Raw genomic sequence first — 19,251 nt, 5'->3', positions numbered from 1 at the left:
AACATTCTTTCTTAAAATATATAATTTATAATGGTATAATAGTATAAAATACTTACACATTAAATAAGGAGGTCTTATTTTTGGGCAAATCAGTACTAATAGTTGAAGATGAAATACGAATTAGATTTTTAATGCGAGATTACTTAACTCGAGAAAAATACACAGTATATGAAGCAGAAAATGGACTTAAGGCGCTAGAAATTTTCAAAAACAATAATGTTGACCTTATAATACTAGATATTATGATGCCTGTTATGGATGGGCTTACCACTTTAAAAAAAATACGAGAAGTATCAACTGTACCAGTAATAATGCTTACAGCTAAATCTCAAGAAGAAGATAAGCTTCAAGGGTATGAATATGGTGCTGATGATTATATGACAAAACCTTTTAGTCCAAAGGTTTTAATTGCAAAAACAAAAGCACTTTTAAAAAGAACAAGACAAGATGTAGATTCAAGTACACAAGATTTTAATGGGCTTGTTATAAATAAATTATCAAGAGAAGTAAAAGTAAATGGAGAATCACTTAATCTTCCTCCAAAAGAATATGAACTTTTAATATATTTAATAGACAATTCAGGTATTGCACTATCTCGTGATCACATTTTAGATAATGTATGGGGACTTGATTATTTTGGTGATATAAGAACAGTTGATACTAACATAAAAAGATTACGTGAAAAACTTGGAGATAAAGCAAGTTATATTGTAACTGTTCGAGGCAGTGGATATAAATTTGAGGTTAAATAGTAATGAAGCATAGTTTATCAAAAAGGCTTTTTATAATAACCCTTGGTATACTTCTTGCACTTATTAGCTTTACATTAATATTTCAAATATTTCTTTTCGAACCTTTCTATGAAAATAGAAAGAAACAAAATTTAATAGATGAAATAAATAAATTTAAAAGTTTATATTCATATCAATTATATGATCAAAATAGTGTTAACAATGTACTAATTTCTTTAGAAAATAAAACTAATTCAAAAATTGCAATATATTCAACTAATGGCGAATTACTATATTTTCCAAATAAATACAACAGAGATATTAATGATGATAGTAAATTATTAAATTCATTTTTAAGTACCATTTTCAATAATGAAGATGTGCTTCATTCTATTGTAGATTCAGGAAATACTCAAAGTGAAATTTTTTATAAAAGTGAAACTAACACAAAAATAATAGGTGTTGTAAGTCCTATTTCAATTAATACAGCAAATGATTCAATTGTAGTTGCAATATCATCAATACAACCTATTACAGAAGCTACAAGTGTAATAAGTGAATTTTATATATATATTTTTATTGGATTTATTTTTATATCTATTTTACTTTCTTCAATATATTCTAATTTAATTTCTAAACCCCTTATAAATATTGATAAAGTAGCAAAAAAGATGTCTAAAATGGATTTTTCAGAAAAATGTAAAGTTGAAAGAGATGATGAAATTGGGAACCTTGCAAAAACCCTTAATTTTTTATCATCTACTCTTGATGATGCATTAAAAGATCTTCAAAGAAAAAATAAACAGCTTGAAATAGATATTGAAAATGAAAGAAAGCTTGAAATAATGAGAAAAGATTTTGTAGATTCTGTAAGTCATGAATTAAAAACACCTATTGGAATTATTGAAGGTTATGCAGAAGGAATAAAAGATGGTATAGTTTCTGATCAAGATGTACTTTTATATCTTGAAACAATAATTGATGAAGCCAAAAAAATGGGCGTTCTAGTATGTAATATGCTTGAACTTTCTAAACTTGAATCTGGTACACAAAAACCAAAGCTTGAAATTTTTAATGTAAATAGGTTAATAAATAAAGTAGTAAAAAAACATTCTTTAGATGCAGCAGAAAAGAATTTGACTATAAATGTTAATTTTACAACAGAGTACTCATATATTCTTGCTGATAGATTTCAACTTGAACAAGTATTAACAAATTTAATTACAAATGCATTAAAATATACTCCCAAAAACAATAACATTAACATATCACTTTCTGAAGAAAATAATTCTGTTTTTAAATTTTCAATTATAAATGAAGGTGCTTACATAGATCCAGAAGAAATACCAAAATTATTTAACAAATTTTATAGAATGGATAAATCTAGAGAACGATCAAAAAACAGTACTGGACTTGGTCTTTGTATAGTTAAAAAACTATTGGATCTTCATAATTTTCCATTTAATCTACAAAATAATAATGGTGTTGAATTTACATTTTGGATGCCAAAGCAAGAGGTTGCTGAGGAAGAATAAAATTTAAATATAGTGAGGTAAAAATGAATAAATTACTTGGTAAAGTGGCAATTATTACTGGTGCATCTAGAGGAATAGGAAGATCTATTGCTACTGAATTTGCTAAAGAAGGTGCACTAATTTCTCTGGTTTATTCAAAAGATGATAATGGAATAAACGAAACAGTAAATGAAATAAAAAAAATAGGTGCTTCCTACTTAATTTTAAAAAAAGATATTTCAGATTTTAACAACACCCTTGAAATAGTAACGGAAACAATTTCACATTTTGGCAAAATAGATATCCTTGTCAATAATGCCGGTAAAAGCATTGTTAACATTTTTTCAGATTCTTCTAAAGAAGATATAGATTCAATTATAGGAACTAACCTTTTAGGTGCAATTTACCTAACAAAACATGTAGTGCCACACCTTTATAATAAAGGTGGAGCTATTTTAAACATTTCTTCTATGTGGGGACAAGTAGGAGCCTCCATGGAAGTATTATATTCTACTACTAAAGGTGGCATAAATCTTTTTACAAAAGCATTATCTAAGGAACTTGCCCCATCAAATATAAGAGTTAATGCAATAGCTCCTGGTGTAATTGATACTACCATGAATAACTGTTTTTCAAAAGAAGAAAAAGCTGAATTAGCAGAAGAAATACCTCTTTCTCGTTTTGGAAATACTTCAGAAATTGCTAAGGCAGCTGTATTTTTATGTAGCAGTGATGCAAGCTACATAACTGGTGATATCTTAAGAGTAGATGGGGGATTTATTTAAAAAATGCAGAAGGCTTTGCCTTCTGCATTAATTTAATTCCTTTTGACTTTTATCAAGTTCATCTTGAATTTTTTGAAGAGCTTCTTCTTCTTTAAGTCTAAATTTTATTTCAACTCTTCTACTTCTTTCATGATTTATTGTTCCATCTGCATTTTGTATAGGTGCTGAATAACTTCTTCCATTTGCAGTTATTAATTTTTTCAACTCAGGTTTAAATTTATACTGCATTTCATTTCCAAGCACATATTCCGATACACTATATGCCCTGTCCTGACTTAATTTTAAATTATAAATATATGAAGCATCAGAATCAGAACCACTTTCATCATCTGTATGTCCCTCAATAATTATTTGCGAAATATTATCTTTTGTCTTTTCGTCTTTAAGTAAGGTTTCTACATATATTGGCATAAATTTTTGAAGAACTGCTTTTCCATCACTTTTCAAATCACTTTTACCAAAATCAAAAAGTATAGCTTCTGATAATGTTATAGCACCTGTTTTGGAATCTACTTCAATATCCATACTTTGTTGTTGAAATTCCTGTTGAAGATTTTCAACTATTTCTTCCCTTGTATCTGTCATTTGTTCAATTATTTGTTGCTTTTCTGCCATACTTTGTCTTATTAGTTGTTCCTTTTCAGCCATAGTCTGCTGATAATCAAGAAGCTTAAATATAAAAAGAAGAATAAAAACTATTAAAGTACCAGACATAAGATCACTAAAGGATATCCAATAAGATGTAGCTTCTCCCTTATTAGATTTCTTTTTTAAAAATTTCTTCATAGTTCTTCTACCTTCATTTTTTTATTTTCCATTAATGATTTTAATTCATTAATTTGATTACTTAATGAAGCTATTTGCTCATTTAATTCATTATTTTCTAAATCCTCTAAATCTGGTTGAACAAATTTGTTTATTTCATTATTTAACATATTAATTTTGCTACTAGTCATATCTAAAAGAACCTTATACATAAGTATTAATATTACAGATGCTAGTATACCATAAAGACTTGAATTAAATGACACCTTTACACCACTTAAAAGAGTTGCTATACCATTTCTCATGGCATCATTACTTGTTACATCAAGGCTACTTACACCTCTTACTATTCCAAGAAATGTACCAAATATACCTACCCCAGTAAGACTCTGACTTATTTGATCTATAGTTTTTGTTTTTAAATCATTATAAATTATATTATCCTCATCTAAATAATAAGATGAATCCACTTCTGCATATGCAATTTCTTTGCCGCTACTACTTGCTTTTATTTTTATATTTTTCTCAAACTCAACATAAATATTTCTAATTTTATAATTTTTCTTTTGCTTTATAAGATTTGATAATTCTTTAAAAGACTTACATTTTTTTGTTTCTTTCAATATATTTCTAAGTTGTCTATTTGTTTCCAGTATTGGACATATTAATATTATTGATATAAAATACATAGCTATTACTACAAGCATAAATACCATAGTAACTTTATCACCTGGATAAATATTTGCAATTTCAATTATTGACCATGGAAGCGCTATACTAAGTACTATATATATTAAAGTATCAATTTCAAAGACAGACTTAAAATACGTAACAAATTTACTTAATGCTTTTTTTAACAATTTCATTTTAACTCCTCTTATTTTAATAAATTTTATATCATATAAATAAATATAAGTTTTTGTAAGATAAAATTTCACTTCATCTTACAAAAACTTTATTTAAATAATTTATCTTATGTTTATTAGTTATATAAAGGATGTTTGTCACATAAGGCTTCAACTCTTTCTTTTAAGTATGTTAAATCCTTATCTTTATTTTTTACAGCTTCATCAATAATTTCTGCTACTTCTTTCATATCTTCTGTCATAAATCCTCTTGTTGTAACAGCTGCAGTTCCTATTCTTACACCTGATGTAACAAATGGGCTTCTAGTTTCATTTGGAACAGTATTTTTATTTAATGTAATTCCTATTGAATCTAAAAGATTTTCAGCTTCTTTTCCTGTTATATTTTTATTATTTAAATCAACTAAAATCAAATGATTATCTGTACCATTTGAAACTAGCTTAAATCCTCTTTTAACAAGTTCATCACCAAGAACTTTACAATTATTAACTACATTTTGCATATATTCTTTAAATTTTGGATCTAAAGCTTCTTTAAAGCATACAGCCTTTGCAGCAATAATATGCATTAGAGGACCACCTTGAATTCCTGGGAATATTGTTTTATCTATTGCCTTTGCATATTTTTCTTTGCAAAGTATAAGTCCACCTCTTGGACCTCTTAATGTTTTATGAGTAGTAGATGTAACAAAATCTGCATATGGTACTGGAGATGGATGAAGTCCTGCAGCTACTAATCCTGCTATATGAGCCATATCAACCATAAGCATAGCTCCAACTTCATCAGCTATTTCTCTAAACTTCTTAAAATCTATTATTCTTGGATATGCACTAGCACCAGCAACTATAAGCTTTGGTTTATGCTCTTTAGCTAATGCTCTTACATTTTCATAATCTATAGTTTCTGTTTCTTTATTTAATCCATAAGAAACAAAGTTATATAATCTTCCTGAAAAATTAACCTTTGCCCCATGTGTTAAGTGACCACCATTACTTAAATCCATTCCAAGTACTGTATCACCTTCATTTAAAACAGCTAAATAAACGCCCATATTAGCTTGTGAACCTGAATGTGGTTGAACATTTGCATGTTCTGCTCCAAATAACTTTTTAGCTCTTTCTCTTGCTATTTCTTCAACTTCATCAACTACATAACAGCCCCCATAATATCTTTTACCTGGATATCCTTCTGCATATTTATTAGTAAGATATGAACCCATAGCTTCCATTACTGCTTCACTTGCTATATTTTCAGATGCAATTAATTCAATTCCTTTTTGTTGTCTTTTTAATTCTTTTTGAATTAATCCGTATATTTCTTCATCTTGCTTTTGAATATTGTTAAAATCCATTATTTATATCACCTCAAAATTCTATTTGTATAAATTATACTTTTATTTTATTTTTTAATCAACTTCTTTTTTTGAAATATGAAATTATTAAGGTATTTTGTGTCTTTTTGTTATGTTATAATTAATTAAATATATTGTAGGAGGCTTTTTTATGGTGGAATTTAACAAATTACTTGAAGTTGCTACTCTTGCTGGTAAAATACTCTTAGAAAGTGGTGCAGAAACATATAGGGTAGAAGATACAATATGTAGAATATGTTTAAGCTATGGAGTAAAAACTGCTGACAGTTTTGTTACACCTACTGGAATTATAGTATCCATATCAGATGGGACTAAGACTTTATCCCTTTTAAAAAGAATTACCTATATGAATTTGAACCTTGATAAAATTCATAAAATAAATGCTCTTTCAAGACAAATTCAAAAAAAGACACTAGATTTAGATATTTTACAAGAAAAACTTATTAATATTGAAAATGAAAAAAGCTACAACAATAAATTAGTACTTATTTTTGCCGCAATTATAAGCGGAATATTTTCATATATATTAGGTGGAGATATATATGATTTGTTTTGTGCAGCTTTTATAGGATTTATAATAAAATGCATAAGCAATTATTTCACAAAAATTAATATAAATAATTTTTTCATTAACTATACTTGTGCTGCAGTAGCTAGTATTATAGCAATCCTCTTTTACATTATACATATTCCTCTTCACATTGATAAAACTATAATTGGTGCAATAATGCTCTTAGTTCCAGGGCTTGCTATAACAAATGCTATACGTGATACTATTGCTGGTGATTATTTATCTGGTCTTACACGCGGAAGTGAGGCAATACTTATAGCTTTATCAATTGCAGCAGGAACAGGTACTGTAATTGGATTTTACGTTAATACCTTAGGAGGCAGTATTTTATGACGATAATACTTCAAAGTTTTTTAACTATAATAGGTTGTATAGGTTTTGGCATACTTTTTAATATAAGAGGCAAGAAACTTTTTTATGCATCTATAGGTGGAGGAATTTCGTGGTTTTTCTACCTTATATGCCTCAAATATACTAATTCTACTATAATATCACTTTTTATAGCTTCCATAAGCTGTAGCATATACTCAGAAATTCTTGCACGATACTTAAAAACACCTGTTACAACAATAGTAATCTCATCTATCATTCCATTGGTTCCAGGAGCGGGCATGTACTATACAATGTATGAAGCTATTCAGGGTAATATTGCCACTTCTGTAGAACTTGGTCTTAATACTATTGCTAGTGCTGGAAGCATTGCTCTTGGAGTCATATTTGTTTCTACTATTACAAAACAAATTAACAAATCAAAAAAAATTAAGAATTAATAATTAAGCCGAGCTTATCGGCCAAGGCTGACTTAATCCTTAATTATTAATTAACCGAATTTAAAGTGATAAAGAATAAAAAACTTAATTAAGCAATTAATAGAATCCAAACTAAAACTTAATACAATTAACAGTTTTTTCATTCTCAATTGATAGAAGATATTAATATTTTTATGTTGATTTATATTATCGAAAGTATTATAATTCAATATAAATACATACATTGTTAAATATTTTTGCCAATTTCAATTGATAATTTAAAAAAATTAAAAGGAGATGTTTTTATGGGGGATAAAAAACTTGATATAGGGCTTAAAGTAAGCAAAAATACAATAATAGGTAATATGTTTCTTTCAATTATTAAAATTGTAATAGGTGTTGTTGCTCAAAGTTCAGCAATGATGGCTGATGGAATTCATTCTTTTTCTGATGTTATAAGCACTATAGGTGTTATTATAGGTTTAAAGCTTTCACATAAAGCTGCAGATACGGAACACCCTTATGGTCATGAAAGAATTGAAAGTTTATCATCATTATTCCTTTCTATAATGTTGTTTTTGGTAGCAATTGGAATTGGCTATTCTGGAATAGAAAACATACTAAAAGGAACTTATTCTACACCTGGAGCTTTAGCAATATTTGCAGCAATAATATCTATAATATCTAAAGAATGGATGTATCATTATACTATGAAATATGCAAAAGAAATTAACAGTGCATCATTAAAAGCAGATGCATGGCATCATCGTTCAGATTCTCTCTCTTCAATTGGTGCATTAATAGGAATTATTGGTGCTAGAGCTGGCTATTCTTTTTTAGATCCATTAGTAGCTTTAATTATATGTGTACTTATTATAAAAGTAGCCCTTGATATTTTAAAACAAAGTATAGCTCAACTTATTGATGAATCTGCTTCACCTGAAAAAGTAAATGACATTACAAATAAAATTCTTTCAGTTGATGGTGTTATACATATTGATTCATTAAAAACAAGACAATATGCAAGTAAACTTTTTGTTGATGTAGAAATAGCAGTAGATGCTACTATTACAGTTGAAGCTGGTCATAAAATAGCACAAAATGTCCACAATCTTATTGAAGAAGATGAAACAATTAAGCATTGTATGGTTCACGTTAACCCATACCATTTAGATAATCATATTAAAAAAATAGAAAAGACTGTTACAGGTCAATAATAAAAATAAAAGGGCTTGTCGCACTATTTTTTAATGTGACAGCCCTTTTATTTTTACTTATATTTTTCAATATCCTTTTTATCTGAATTTTTAAGTATTTTATATTTTAAAATCAACAATTATCTTTATTATCAAGCTTTTTATTATAAATAAACATGTATAATGCTGCAGCAAATATTATAATATATCCAATAAAACTAAATCCATCTGGAAATGTTCCAAATACAAATATACTTATTAATGCTGAAAAAAGAATATTAGTGTAATCAAATATAGAAATTTCCTTTGCTGGTGCATATCTATAAGCAAGAGTTACTCCAAATTGACCAATACTTGCAAATACACCTGCAAGCAAAAGATATACAAGTTGTATAAAACTCATTGGCACATAGTATATAATTACAAATGGTAATAATACTACTGATGAGAAAAAAGAAAAATAAAACACAATTGTATAAGGCTGTTCTTTATTTCCTATTGCTCTTACACATGTATAAGCAGCAGCTGCTGATATTGCCCCTAAAAGTCCAACTAAAGCTGGAAAAACTTCAAAATTCATTGAAGGTCTTATAATAAAAATTGCTCCTACAAATGCAATAATAATTGATATAGTCTGCTTAAAGTTAATTTTTTCACTTAAAAATAAAGCTGAAAAAATAATTACAAAGAAAGGACTTAGCTTATTTAACATGTTAGCATCTGATAAAACAAGCCTATCAATAGCATAATAATTAAAAAGTATTCCTAATGTTCCAAATGTACTTCTAAGAAGTAATATTTTTTGATTTTCAAGACTTCCAAATAACTTTCCTCTATATCTTATTATTGTAATAAGCGCCACCAAAACAGCCACAATATTTCTAAAGAAACTTTTTTGAAATGATGGCAAATCACCAGCAAGCTTTACAAACGCTGACATCATAGCAAATCCAAATGCTGACATAATAATATATATAACACCTTTTGTTCTATTACCTAAACTACTAATAACAATCACTCCTTTATTATTTTCATGACTACTATACTTCATTTTTACAGACTATACAATATGTTATTTTTAATTACAAAAATATGAATTTATTGTAAACGTTAACTTTAATTATCACCCTATTTATGTTATTATATAATAGTAGTTTAAAACATCACTACAAATAAAAGAATATAAAAGGCGGTTAAAATGAGAAAAAAAATTATAATTGGTTTATTATGCTCTACTGTTTTGATGTCTCTAGCTCCATTAAATGTACATGCTGATGAATTATCAGATAGTAAAACAAAATATACTGAAATATCATCAGAACTAAAAAATTTAGACGATGAAATTTCAAAAATTACAACAGAAATAGAAACAATAAATGCAAAAATTTCAGATAATGAAAATAAAATTCAAGATACTGAAGATAACATAAAAAATACTGAAAAACAAATTGAAGAACTTAATGATGATATTAACAGTAATCAAAACTTACTTGATAACAGACTAAGAGAAATGTATAAAAGTGGTACAACCTCTTCTTCTGATTTAATTGAATTTCTTGCAAAATCAGAATCATTAAGTGATTTATTAAGAAGAATTAATTCAGCAAAAACTATTGTTAAATTAGACAATAAATTAATTAATGATACAAAGAATAAAGTTTCTACTGTAGAAGCTTCTAAAAAAGAAATTGAAGATGAAAAAGAAAATTTAGAATCTTTACATTCTGAAATGCAATCAAACTTAGATAGTATTAACTCTAAGAAAGATGAATTATCACAAAAAAAGGTAAAGCTTTCTGAAGAACTTGTAAAAATCTCAACATCCATTGAAGAAAATGAAAATAACTTAGTAAAAAACCAAATAAATGTTGCTAATACTTCAAATAGCTCAAGTGATTTACAAATGGCAGTTTCAACTCTTGAAGGATTGCTTCCTCAATTATCTGTGCAATCTGTAGTTAATAAAACAAATGATGCAATTAAAACAGCAAAGGAAAAACTTAAAACACTTGGCGCTTCTTCTAGTTCTTCACAAGTTTCTAGAGGTGATAGTGATACTATAGCAGCATTTAATACATCTATGGCAAAGAAAACATTATCTTTAGAAGCAACTGCTTATACTGCTCATACAATAACAGCCATGGGATTAACTCCTGTTAGAGTTCCAAATGGTATAAGTTCTGTAGCTGTAGATCCTAATGTAATACCTCTTGGTTCTAAGCTTTATATTGATGGTTATGGTTATGCCATTGCCTGCGATACAGGTTCTGCTATAAAGGGAAATAAAATAGATTTATTTATGAATTCTGAATCAGATTGTTTAAGCTTTGGACGACAAATGGTTACTGCATATATTATTGCATATCCTGGAGAATGGTAATAACTATGGCAAGCATTAAGCTTGCCTTTTTGTTTTCTATCACAAGTACTTTTTGCTATTTAAACAAAAAAGCTATCACACTATTTTTCGTGCGACAGCCTTTTTTTCTACTTATTATACCACTATATTATAAAAAATTATTCAAGTTTTTCTCTCATTATTTTTAATACCCTTTTTTCTATTCTTGAAACTTGAACCTGACTTATTCCAAGCATTTTTGCTACCTGAACCTGCGTTTTATCCTTAAAGTATCTAAGCATAATTATTTTCCTTGAATTTTCATCAAGACTGCTTAAAGCCTCTTTTAACGCTATTTGATCAAGAATATCTACATTATCATCTAGCTTTTCACTTATCTTGTCAATTAATAAAACTGGTGCACCATCCTCTTGATGAATGGTATCATAAAGATACTGAAGACTATTTAATGATTCCATTGCAATAAGTATATCGTCCTTAGCAATTCCACTATATTCAGATAATTCGTCTATGGTTGGTTCCCTATTTAGTTTAAAAGTTAATTCTTCCTTTGCAAAATGCAACTTTTTAGCTGTTCCCTTAATACTTCGGCTGATTTTAATAATTCCATCATCTCTTAAAAACCTTTTTATCTCTCCAATTATCATAGGAACTGCATATGTTGAAAATTTAACTCCATATTTTGAGTCAAAATTATTTACAGCTTTAACCAATCCTATACAGCCTATTTGATATATATCTTCATATTCATAACCTCTATTAGAAAACCTTTTACATATTGAAGTCACTAAAGGAAGATTAACTTCAATTATCTGGTTCATTGCTTTTTCATCTCCGCCTTGAGCAAGAACAACTAATTGCATATTAGCCTCATAGCTAAATTCCTCTCTATTTACATTCCCTTTTTCCATATTATTCCCCTATGCAATTAATTAAAAGTTTTTGTCATTAATACCTTAGTACCATCGCCAACAGAACTTTCAACAGATACTGTATCCATAAAACTTTCCATTACTGTAAATCCCATTCCTGATCTTTCTAAATCTGGTCTTGATGTGTATAATGGTTCCATAGCTTTATGAATATTTTCGATTCCTTTTCCATAATCTATTACAGATATAAATACTTTCCTCTTCTTTATTGCTGCTTCAATAATTATAGTTCCATCATCTCTTCCATCATATCCATGTATTATAGAATTAGTAACAGCTTCTGATATAGCTGTTTTTACATCTGTTATTTCTTCTATAGTTGGATCTAATTGTGCAACAAATGCAGAAATTGCAACACGTGCAAAACCTTCATTTTTAGATTTACTTTGAAGTTCAATTTTAACTTTATTATCGTACACCTTTTTCTAACCTCCACTAAATATTCTTTAATGCTTCTCTTACGCTATTATAACTCTTTATTATTTTAAATAGTCCTGACAATTCAAAAACTCTGTAAACCCTACTATTTATATTTGTTATGCACATTTTTCCATCCCTTGATGTTACCTTCTTTAATCTGCCAACTATAACACCAATCCCCGAACTATCCATAAATGTAACCTCAGAAAAATCTAGAATTACCTTATTAATTTGATTTGTGTCTATTTTATCATCAATTTTCACTCTTATTTCTTCAGCATTGTGATGATCTAGCTCCCCAGCTAAATAGACAATTAAAGTGCTTTTTATTTCTTCAAATTTAACGAACAAATTTGACCACACCTCCTATAAATCCTCTTCCACATTTTACCATAAATTAAAATTTAGTGTCAACTACTTTTTTAGTGTGGTCTAAAATATTTGCTCCTTCCTTTTTAAGGGTGGTTTAAAATATTTGCTTCATTTCATTTTCTATTTTTCATCACTTACAGCTTTGGTTAATTAATAATTAAGGATTAATAATTAAGAATTTAGGATATTTTTACTTCTTCGTCGTAAAAATTTAAATTTTATATTGTATGGGTAGACAAGCTACAGCTTCAAAGCCTACACAAAATTTTACATAAGATCTAATAGCATAAATGCTTTGGACCTAAATATAATAATTATTAATTATCTCCTATGGAGATTGGCTTTTAAGCAAAGCGTAAAAGCCACTTAATTATTAATTATTAATTATTAATTTCTCAGCTAAATTTTTTAACTTCATCATTTACTATTTTCCAAAATTCTTTCATGGACATTTTTCCATCAAGAATCATTATCTCTATAGCATCTTCAATAGTTTCCATTGTATAAATCTCTATTTTATTATTTCTAACAGCATCTTCAAGCTCAGAGTTTAGTACAATTTCATCTTTATTTAAAGCTGGAATTACAACAGCTACCTTATTTTTGTTATACATAGATGATATTTTATAAAAGCCTTCTATCTTTTCGTTTATACCACCTATTGGCTGTACTTCTCCAAACTGATTAAGAGATCCTGTAACAGCTATATTTTGCTTTACAGAAAGCTTACTAAGAGCTGATAACATGCATATCATTTCTGCAACTGATGCACTATCTCCATCTATCTCACCATATACTTGTTCAAAGCTTAAATGAAAATCAACTTGAATTTTATTATATGGATTTATAAGTCCATTAAGAAGTCCAGAGAGAATACTTAAAGATTTTTCATGAATTTTACCTGACATATTACATTCTTTATGAGTATCTATTATTTTGCCACTGCCTTTTGAGCACACTCCTGTAATTCTAATAATCTTGCCACAAGAAAAATATCCAGTATCAATTACAGCAAGACCATTTACAGAGCCTATTAATTTATCTGATAATGGTAGGATAATTTTATTTTCTCTATAAAAATCATCTATTTTTTCACTGTAAAATTCATCTTCATATAATATTTTATTTATTTCATCCTTTGTTATTTTCAATTTATTATTAGTTTTAGCTTCTGCACTTGCAATAATTATTATTTTATTTATTTCTTCTAAGTCTATATTTACTTTATTTCTATTACCACTAATCCTTGATAAATATTTTATAACTTCAACCACTGCATCTTCATCTATTTTTAAAAGCTTAAGCTTTTCGCATTTATTTATTATATAATTTCTTAATATTTCAAATATGCCCTTTCTTACTTTAACTTCCTTAGGATATTCTATTTTCATTTTAAATAAATTTCTAAAATCTTCATCAACACTGTACAAAATATTATAGCTTGATAAATCTCCAATTAAAATTATTTTTGTATTTACTTTAATATCCTTAATCTTAAGCCCAGTAATGGGTAATATATCTAAATAGTTTTTGTTACTATCTATAGTAACACTACCTTTTATTAGTGATTTTTTTAACATATTATAACTTAATGGATTTTCTATAAGACTTGATAATCTTATTATTAAACAACCGTTATTAGCTCTTAAAATTGATCCTGGATATACTGATGACAATTTTGATGTATATACACCTTCTTCACTTTCATACTCTATATAACCAAATAAATTATTTATTGTAGGTTCTTCTTCATATATAACTTTAGGAATATCTGTATCTTTGTTATTTACAAGTATACTTATAGTATACTTATTTAATACATTATCAATACCCTTTTCAAATTCATAAGATTCACTACAATTATATGAATTTACTAAATCCTTTTCTATACAATTGCACAAATTCTCAATATATTTAGATGCTTCAATACAATCTATAAATTTAATTATGGTATTTTCCTTTTGCTCATACATTTCACACATAATATGCTCTAAATATATTTCCTTCAATTTATCATTATATTTAATTTCAATTTCTTTTAATTTTTCAATAATTACTTGTGCCTTATTTTTTAAATTAAGGGCACCTTCTGTAATAAGCTCTTTTTCTTTGCAGGTAAGACCTTCATATTCACTTTCTGTCATTTCTCCTTTATCTGTTATGGGAACAAAGGCAAAACCATCCTTAGATGCCTTTACATCAAATCCTTCTTTTTTAGAAAAATCTATAAGCTTATCAATATATTCATTTTGTTTTCTTTCAATTTCTTCAAGTATTTTATCTCTTTCAGAATTTGCAGATAATTCATAAAAATCTAATGACACATTATAATACATATTTTTCAAATCATCTATTGATTCTTTTAAATATTTTCCTTTACCACCTGGTAATATTAATGAAATAGGATTGTTTATATCTTGTAAAGTACACAAAACAATATCTGTGGGTAATTTTTTACCTCTATACATATTTTCTATCCATTTTCTTGTTATTTCTATCCTATCTCTTGAATAATTATCTACTATAAATAAATTATATCCAGGTTTATCAATATCTATTGATTTCTTTATTTTCTTTCTAACATCTGAAATTTCTTCTAAATCTTTAAAAGATAAATTGCCATAATTCTTATTTAAGTTAAAATGAAAAATAACCTCATTTTCTGATAATTTCTTTTTCATTACATACTCACCTCAGCCAAATATCTCTTATAATTTCACTTCCTATAACTTTTACTATATAAATATTCCAAAACAAAAAAAAAAGTACCATCCAGGCCAAATTTATAACCTAAATGATACTCTTAATAAAATTATGCTAAAATTTCAGATACAATTCCTTGTTTTTTACTAGTTATAAAGGAATATACTACCATAGATATTAATTCATCTAAAAATTTATCTTTTTTATCATCTTTAGTTATTTCAACTAAAGCTATTGCTATAAATGCTATAAAACTTTTATCCATATAAAATTCATATTCATATTCTTGATCACAAAGATACTCTATAACACTTTTCACTTTTTTTACATATGCATTAGGCTCCTCTTCACCTGCTGCAATTCCAAGTAATGCCAAAACCTGATGACTTATTTTTATATCTTTATTTTGGAATTCCTTTAAAAATTGTGAAACAAGATTAAATTCAGGATTATTATGATTTAATAAAAGAGCTAAAGTTAATCCTTGAACACCATTTTTTGAAAACATATTAAGCTTTACAACAGAATTAAACCATTTTTCCATATATAATATACTTTTTTCTTTATCTATACCATTTAATGCAAGAAGTGCACATTCTAAATAATCTTCTTCATTTGTTATATCTTTATAATTAACCTTCATAACTTTATAAATTTCCATCATGTTTTTCATTATTAAATCCAACTCATGTACATTTCCATGCTTTACTATTGCATATGCTGATAAAACAAGATGTGGACTTTCAGTAAATCCATACTGTAACATATCATCATATACTTTTAATATTTCTTCTATGTATTCGTCTACATTAGGCTCCTTGCTTATTAATATAGAAACCATATAAAGTATATCGCCTCTAAATTCTGACATTCTTGGTGTTTTATTTTTTATTATTGTTCTTATATTTTTTATTTTTAAAATACTTTCATCTGTACTTTTATTACTTATTACTAATGAACCAAAATGATTAAGTAAATCCCCATCGTATCTTAATGAATCTTTAAGCTTTCTGTAATTATTAACAACTAAATCACAAGCCTCTTTTAAAATCATCTCCATACTCATCCCTCTTTTCAAAATATACACTATTTTTAATATTAATAGCATCATAATTATTATACAATAAATATGTAAACATTATAAGATTTTCATCCTAATTAATGTTTTTCTTCCTTATATTTTTATTATATTTTATTTTTATGACAAATATATGGCATTTCGAACATGAAAAAACCCAAAGCAAAATTTGGGGGATATTGCTTTGGGTTCTCATACAAGAATTCAGTATGAGTTGTTACAAGGGGTTATAAAAAAAAATATAAATTTTTTTCTATGAGTTTATTATAGCAACTTTTTGTTACTTATGTATGACGAATATTTGAATATTTTGTAATATGACATTTTTTTTAATTTTCAAAAAAAACATTTATTAAAATAGCTAAATATCTAAGTTTACTTCTACGTCTTGCTCATTATTTAAAATTCTTTTTGAAAGATTCTATGAACTATTTGTTAAAAATATGCTATTTTTATTTGTTATATACATTAAGTATACGTTTTATACATGCATATTCGCAAATATTTATACATATTAAAATAATAATTCCATACATAAATAATCCATTTCTACTTAGCAAACTATATATAATATATGATATATTTATAAGAAAAATAGATATTCTTATTATTTTAAAAGATGACACTAAGCTGCTTTTTTTCTTTTTTTGTTTAATTATTTCAAATATACCCAAACTAAGAATAAAAATACCAATATATAAAAGCATAACAGATATCATACTATTTCCTCCTAAATTTTATATTTAAATAAAAAAATAATATTATTGATTTGCCTAAAATAATAGCCATTCCAATATAAATATATATAATTCTTCCTTCATAATTTCCATACATTATAAATAACAATGAAGTTATTAAAAATATTAAGTCAAAATAAATAGCATTTTCTATTAAATTTCTGCATTTTAATATTTTATATAATAAAATAAAGCTTAATATAATAAATGTTAAAGAACATATTATATATTGAACCATTATTACTCACCCCAATTTATGCTATAAAATATAATTTCTATAATATATATATTTATAAATTTATATTTTTATTCATTAAATCTTTTACATAACTAAAATGTCTATAGTCTTATACCAAAAGAAAACAATGTATGATATAATATTTATTATTTATAAATTTTAATATAAAGGAGATATACCATGGCTTTTAAAGATAAATTTGATAAATATTTTAGAGATACTTATTTTGAAAAATATGGTGACAGAATTACAAGTGTATCTGGTACTTGTATGTCTATAAAATTTACAGAAAAAAACTATATTATTTTTCACAGATTAGTTGTAGATATGATTATAAAACCTGAAGTTGGCAGAGCTGTAGTAAAATGTAGATACAAAAAAATGAGATGGTTTAAAAAAGTTGACTTTATTCCTATAAAAAATGGTCATAAACTAATTATAATGGGGCTTAAAGGTGTTAAAGGCAAAAAAGATGAAGATATAGTTATGATTCAAAATATATTAAATACAACTACAAAGAAAGATTTAATTCCAATTGACCATTCTCAAATAAAAAAATCAAGACAACAAGCAAATAGAATGAGATATTCTAAATAATTTTTTTAGGAGCTACAGAAAATGATAAATCATTTTCTGTAACTCCTATTTTCTAAATATTTTTAACTTTTTATTAACTTCATTGAATTATGTAAAGTTTTTTATTTCGTCTTCGATAATAAAGTAATCTGTTCATAAGAGCATATAAACATTGTAAAGCTTTTTTTGAATAAAATAAATATAATTGAATTTAGAATTAATTTTAAGGGGTGCATATTTATGATAAAATTATTAGAAAACAATGCAATAGATCTTAACTTATTAGAGCTTGAAGATTTAATTGATTTACAAATGTTACAAAAGTTCCAAGATGATTTTGCTATAGCATTTAATTGTGCAAGCGTTACTGTAGATAAAAATGGTGATCCAATTACTAAACCAAGTTCATACACTAGATATTGCAGTAAATTTATACAAAGTACATCAAAAGGTGAAAGCAGATGTGCAAATTCTCATAAAAGAATGGGTGAAGAAGCAGCAAAAATTGGCAGACCTTTTATAGGTAAATGTCCTTCAGGATTAATAGATTTTGCTGTACCAATTATAATAAAGAATAATCTAATTGCTACAATTCTTGGCGGACAAGTTTTAACAGAATCTCCAAATGAATCAAGTTGTATAAGCCTTGCAAATGAACTTGGTAATGATGCAAAAGGAATGGTTAATGCACTTAATGAAGTTGATATTGTAAACATGCGCAACATACAAGCTGCTGCTGATGTATTATTTACTGTAATAAATACAATGGTTAAAGATGGATTTACAAAAATAAAATTAGATTTAGTTGCAAAGAATTTATCAAATACTTTTATGCAGACATCTGCTACTATTGAAGAACTTTCAGCTTCTGCCTTAAATATAGCTGCAGAACAAGAAAACTTAAACAATGAAATTTCTGAAATAGGTATTATTACAAAAGAAATAAATAAAATAACTGATGCTATAAAGTCAATTGCTGGACAAACTAATATGCTTGGTTTAAACGCATCAATTGAAGCTGCAAGAGCTGGTGAAGCTGGTAAAGGCTTTTCTGTAGTTGCAGCAGAAATCAAAAAACTTTCTGATAATTCAAAAGAAACAGCTGATGGAATTATGAAATTAACTACTCAAATTGAAAAAACAGTTTCAGCTACTATTTCTAATTCTCAATCAACACTTGAAACATCAAAAGAACAATCAAAGGCAATGGAAGAGGTATCATCAAGTATTCAAGAAGCTGTATTATTAAATGATACACTAAAAAAAATAATGGAATAAACATAAAT

Annotated in this window: 19 protein-coding genes; 9 read left to right on the top strand and 10 right to left on the bottom strand. The window is 26.6% G+C overall.

Features of this window, described 5'->3' with window-relative positions:
- The first annotated feature begins 80 nt into the window (after nucleotides 1–80).
- Genes ACTNAO_RS03300 through ymfI form a run of 3 tightly spaced genes read left to right on the top strand, consistent with a single transcriptional unit; the run spans nucleotide 81 to nucleotide 3,030 of the window.
- On the top strand, nucleotides 81–752 hold the full coding sequence (locus ACTNAO_RS03300) for a response regulator transcription factor (RefSeq protein ID WP_441025883.1): 672 nt from the start codon (nucleotides 81–83) through the stop codon (nucleotides 750–752).
- 2 nt (nucleotides 753–754) lie between these two features.
- On the top strand, nucleotides 755–2,266 hold the full coding sequence (locus tag ACTNAO_RS03295; protein ID WP_441025881.1) for a HAMP domain-containing sensor histidine kinase: 1,512 nt from the start codon (nucleotides 755–757) through the stop codon (nucleotides 2,264–2,266).
- A gap of 23 nt (nucleotides 2,267–2,289) precedes the next feature.
- Complete coding sequence (ymfI, locus tag ACTNAO_RS03290) at nucleotides 2,290–3,030, top strand: elongation factor P 5-aminopentanone reductase (protein WP_441025878.1); 741 nt, start codon at nucleotides 2,290–2,292, stop codon at nucleotides 3,028–3,030.
- A 27-nt stretch (nucleotides 3,031–3,057) separates the two neighbouring features.
- Here the strand turns inward: ymfI and ACTNAO_RS03285 are convergent, their stop codons facing one another.
- The 3 genes from ACTNAO_RS03285 to glyA form a co-directional block, all read right to left on the bottom strand.
- A complete protein-coding gene (locus ACTNAO_RS03285) occupies nucleotides 3,058–3,816 on the bottom strand; it encodes an OmpA family protein (protein WP_441025876.1) in 759 nt (252 codons plus the stop codon).
- Nucleotides 3,813–4,661: a MotA/TolQ/ExbB proton channel family protein gene (locus tag ACTNAO_RS03280; protein WP_441025874.1), complete on the bottom strand. Its 849-nt coding sequence runs from the start codon at nucleotides 4,659–4,661 to the stop codon at nucleotides 3,813–3,815. The genes ACTNAO_RS03285 and ACTNAO_RS03280 overlap by 4 nt, the downstream gene beginning before the upstream one ends.
- Before the next feature lie 116 nt (nucleotides 4,662–4,777).
- Complete coding sequence (gene glyA, locus ACTNAO_RS03275; RefSeq protein ID WP_441025872.1) at nucleotides 4,778–6,013, bottom strand: serine hydroxymethyltransferase; 1,236 nt, start codon at nucleotides 6,011–6,013, stop codon at nucleotides 4,778–4,780.
- A 154-nt stretch (nucleotides 6,014–6,167) separates the two neighbouring features.
- On the opposite strand from glyA, the gene ACTNAO_RS03270 reads away from it, so the two are divergent.
- The 3 genes from ACTNAO_RS03270 (at nucleotide 6,168) to ACTNAO_RS03260 (ending at nucleotide 8,571) form a co-directional block, all read left to right on the top strand.
- On the top strand, nucleotides 6,168–6,938 hold the full coding sequence (locus tag ACTNAO_RS03270) for a threonine/serine ThrE exporter family protein (RefSeq protein ID WP_441025967.1): 771 nt from the start codon (nucleotides 6,168–6,170) through the stop codon (nucleotides 6,936–6,938).
- Between the two features lie 2 nt (nucleotides 6,939–6,940).
- The gene (locus tag ACTNAO_RS03265) at nucleotides 6,941–7,375 is read left to right on the top strand and encodes a threonine/serine exporter family protein (protein WP_441025965.1); all 435 of its coding nucleotides are present in this window, start codon (nucleotides 6,941–6,943) and stop codon (nucleotides 7,373–7,375) included.
- Nucleotides 7,376–7,659: 284 nt separating this feature from the next.
- Nucleotides 7,660–8,571 carry a cation diffusion facilitator family transporter gene (locus ACTNAO_RS03260; RefSeq protein ID WP_441025870.1) on the top strand — a complete coding sequence of 304 codons (912 nt, stop codon included), beginning with the start codon at nucleotides 7,660–7,662 and terminating at the stop codon, nucleotides 8,569–8,571.
- A 112-nt stretch (nucleotides 8,572–8,683) separates the two neighbouring features.
- On the opposite strand, the gene ACTNAO_RS03255 is transcribed toward ACTNAO_RS03260, so the two are convergent.
- Nucleotides 8,684–9,601 (bottom strand): DMT family transporter, encoded by a 918-nt coding sequence (locus ACTNAO_RS03255; RefSeq protein WP_441025868.1) that lies wholly within the window; start codon nucleotides 9,599–9,601, stop codon nucleotides 8,684–8,686.
- 147 nt (nucleotides 9,602–9,748) lie between these two features.
- Between ACTNAO_RS03255 and ACTNAO_RS03250 the strand changes: the two genes are divergently transcribed.
- A complete protein-coding gene (locus ACTNAO_RS03250; protein WP_441025866.1) occupies nucleotides 9,749–10,930 on the top strand; it encodes a 3D domain-containing protein in 1,182 nt (393 codons plus the stop codon).
- A 137-nt stretch (nucleotides 10,931–11,067) separates the two neighbouring features.
- Here the strand turns inward: ACTNAO_RS03250 and sigF are convergent, their stop codons facing one another.
- From sigF to ACTNAO_RS03220, 6 genes are all read right to left on the bottom strand, one after another.
- Entirely contained in the window at nucleotides 11,068–11,820 is a 753-nt protein-coding gene (gene sigF, locus ACTNAO_RS03245) for an RNA polymerase sporulation sigma factor SigF (RefSeq protein WP_441025864.1), read from the bottom strand.
- Nucleotides 11,821–11,837: 17 nt separating this feature from the next.
- Nucleotides 11,838–12,260: an anti-sigma F factor gene (gene spoIIAB, locus ACTNAO_RS03240; RefSeq protein ID WP_441025862.1), complete on the bottom strand. Its 423-nt coding sequence runs from the start codon at nucleotides 12,258–12,260 to the stop codon at nucleotides 11,838–11,840.
- Between the two features lie 16 nt (nucleotides 12,261–12,276).
- A complete protein-coding gene (gene spoIIAA, locus ACTNAO_RS03235) occupies nucleotides 12,277–12,612 on the bottom strand; it encodes an anti-sigma F factor antagonist (RefSeq protein WP_441025860.1) in 336 nt (111 codons plus the stop codon).
- A 416-nt stretch (nucleotides 12,613–13,028) separates the two neighbouring features.
- Nucleotides 13,029–15,314 carry an AAA family ATPase gene (locus ACTNAO_RS03230; protein ID WP_441025858.1) on the bottom strand — a complete coding sequence of 762 codons (2,286 nt, stop codon included), beginning with the start codon at nucleotides 15,312–15,314 and terminating at the stop codon, nucleotides 13,029–13,031.
- 131 nt (nucleotides 15,315–15,445) lie between these two features.
- Nucleotides 15,446–16,396, bottom strand: a complete 951-nt coding sequence (locus tag ACTNAO_RS03225; protein WP_441025856.1) for a DUF4003 family protein — start codon at nucleotides 16,394–16,396, stop codon at nucleotides 15,446–15,448.
- A 470-nt stretch (nucleotides 16,397–16,866) separates the two neighbouring features.
- Nucleotides 16,867–17,133: a hypothetical protein gene (locus tag ACTNAO_RS03220; protein WP_441025854.1), complete on the bottom strand. Its 267-nt coding sequence runs from the start codon at nucleotides 17,131–17,133 to the stop codon at nucleotides 16,867–16,869.
- Nucleotides 17,134–17,569: 436 nt separating this feature from the next.
- Here ACTNAO_RS03220 and ACTNAO_RS03215 point away from each other — a divergent pair, with 436 nt between their 5' ends.
- Complete coding sequence (locus ACTNAO_RS03215; RefSeq protein WP_441025853.1) at nucleotides 17,570–17,986, top strand: hypothetical protein; 417 nt, start codon at nucleotides 17,570–17,572, stop codon at nucleotides 17,984–17,986.
- 219 nt (nucleotides 17,987–18,205) lie between these two features.
- Nucleotides 18,206–19,243, top strand: coding sequence for a PocR ligand-binding domain-containing protein (locus ACTNAO_RS03210; protein ID WP_441025851.1), 1,038 nt, complete (start codon nucleotides 18,206–18,208; stop codon nucleotides 19,241–19,243).
- Nucleotides 19,244–19,251: the final 8 nt, after the last annotated feature.

It is taken from the genome of Clostridium sp. HCP1S3_C6, assembly GCF_052066735.1.
Lineage (GTDB): Bacteria > Bacillota > Clostridia > Clostridiales > Clostridiaceae > Clostridium.
This window is presented reverse-complemented; position numbering and strand designations above follow the sequence as displayed.